This is a genomic window from Lactobacillus sp., assembly GCF_051893255.1.
GTDB lineage: Bacteria > Bacillota > Bacilli > Lactobacillales > Lactobacillaceae > Lactobacillus.
The window spans coordinates 1-2,215 of the sequence record NZ_JBJFHB010000047.1; the positions used below are offsets into that span (position 1 = coordinate 1).

Genomic DNA, 2,215 nt, shown 5'->3' on the forward strand with positions numbered 1-2,215 from the left:
TCAAAACATCAAGCATTTGCTTGATGTTTTTCTTTTTTTGCCAGGGATGCTGATAAAAAACTGAAGGCCATTTGACAGCGCTTACAAGAGGGCTATAATAGAAGCTGTAAAGTGAAAAAATTGAGTAAACTAGTAAGGAGATACACTTATGGGTAAGATTAAAGGTGCTAACGCAGTTTTAGACGTCATGTATAAGTGGGGTATTGACCATCTTTACGGTTTTCCAGGTGGCTCATTTGACTCAACCATGAACGCCATCTATGAAATGCAAGACAAGATCAAGTTTATCGAAGTGCGTCACGAAGAAGCCGCTTCTTTAGCCGCTTCAGCTGAATATAAGCTGACCGGCAAATTGGGTGTCTGCATGGGGTCAGCTGGCCCAGGTGCTGCCCACCTCTTTAACGGCCTCTACGATGCCAAATACGACAAGACTCCAATGGTTGCCTTGGTAGCTAACGTGCCAGCTCCGCGGCAAGATATCAACTTCTTCCAGGCCTTTGACGAAATGCCATGGTTCCGCGACGTTGCCGTTTGGGTTCACCAAGCTAAGACCAAGGAAGCCTTGCCAGTCTTGATGGATACCGCCATCCGGACCGCTTATGCCAAGAAAGGTCCAGCTGTTTTGGTTATTCCAAAGGACTTTGGCTGGCAAGAAATTGACGACAACTACCGGGTCTCAGCGCCAAACCACGTTGCTGACAACTATGCAGGGCCAACTCCAGAATCCATTGAAGCTGCTGAAAAGTTGATCAAGGAAGCCAAGAACCCAGTTGTCTATTTTGGCTACGGTGCTCAGCATGCAGCTAAAGAACTGAAGGAATTCTCTGACAAGTTCAAGATGCCAATGATGTCTTCATACCTAGGTAAGGGGATTGTGGAAGACAGCTTTAAGGCATATTTAGGCACCATTGGCCGGATCGGGGCTAAGGCGCCTAACGAAGTTCAAGGCCACACCGACCTGGTTGTTTGGGTTGGCAACAACTCGCCATTCTCCATTCTTTGGTTCCCAAAGAACGCTAAGGTTATTCAAATTGATGTGGACCCAGAAAAGCAGGGCAAGCGGCACTCAGTTGACGTTTCCATCTTAGCCGATGCCAAGAAGAGCCTCCGCGCTTTGATCGACCATGGGGATGCTCGTGAAGAGTCACCGCTTTACAAGGCGGCTATCGCTGACCGGGAAGAATGGGATGCCTGGGTAGACAGCTTTAAAGACGACCACCTGAAAGACGAAGGCCGGGTTCGCCAAGAGCCAATTTGGGACGTCATTAACCATGAAGCTGCTGACAATGCTGTCTTTGCCATCGACGTCGGCAACGTCAACATGGACCACTGCCGGCTCCTCCAAATGAATGGCAATCAGCGCTGGACGACGTCTGGCCTGCACGCTACCATGGGTTACGGGGCTCCAGCTGCCCTGGCAGCTGCTATGTCCTTCCCAGACCGGGAAGTATGGCACCTGGCAGGGGATGGCGGCTTTGCCATGATGAGCCAAGAACTGCTCACCATGGCCCGCTATAACTTCCACATCCTGACTGTGGTCTTCACCAACGAAACCTTGGGCTACATCGAAGCTGAGCAGCGAGATGAATCCAAGCAGCCATTATCCGGCGTCATTTTGCCAGACAATGACTGGGCTAAGGTGGCTGAAGGGATGAACGTTAAGTCCTTTACGGTTCACGATAAGGCCGAATTTGAAGCTGCGGTCAAGGAATGGAAGAAGATGGACGGCCCGGCCTTCATCGACGTTAAGTACACTAAGCACATGGCTTACTCAACTGAACTTAACACTCTGGACGACCCAGAATTCGTGAAGTACTACCACGCAGAAGCCCTGCACCCATTCTCTTACTTTGCTGACAAGTTTGGCTTGGATGTCGATACGGCATCCGGTGCTTCAGGCCACGCTGAAGACAAGACGGCGGCCTTGAAGGTTCAAGCCGTAACTAGCGCTTCTACGCCAGAAACTGCACCTGATACCAGTTCTGGAGCATCCCACTAGGAGGGTAATCTTTTGAGAAAAAATCTTAGCCAAAACTTAATTGAGCAATTTTTAGCAAGATTTAAGCAGAAGTAAAAGAAAATTTAGAAAAAAGAAAACGGACTGCACACGCAGTCCGTTTTTCATTGGCCTTGTTGCACACCAGGTGCACATGAGAAAACAAAAAAGACAGGCAACGCCTGTCTTACTCCCGATTCATTCATGCCCACTAAAGGA

At 49.2% G+C, this 2,215-nt stretch carries 1 protein-coding gene; it reads left to right on the forward strand.

From position 1 onward, the window contains the following. Positions 1-148 precede the first annotated feature (148 nt). Positions 149-1,999: a pyruvate oxidase gene (gene spxB / locus ACI4WN_RS03965; protein ID WP_439777059.1), complete on the forward strand. Its 1,851-nt coding sequence runs from the start codon at positions 149-151 to the stop codon at positions 1,997-1,999. Positions 2,000-2,215 lie beyond the last annotated feature (216 nt).

Excerpts from the sequence above, each read along its gene's own strand:
- spxB (WP_439777059.1), top strand. The coding sequence starts at position 149 with ATGGGTAAGATTAAAGGTGCTAACGCAGTTTTAGACGTCATGTATAAG.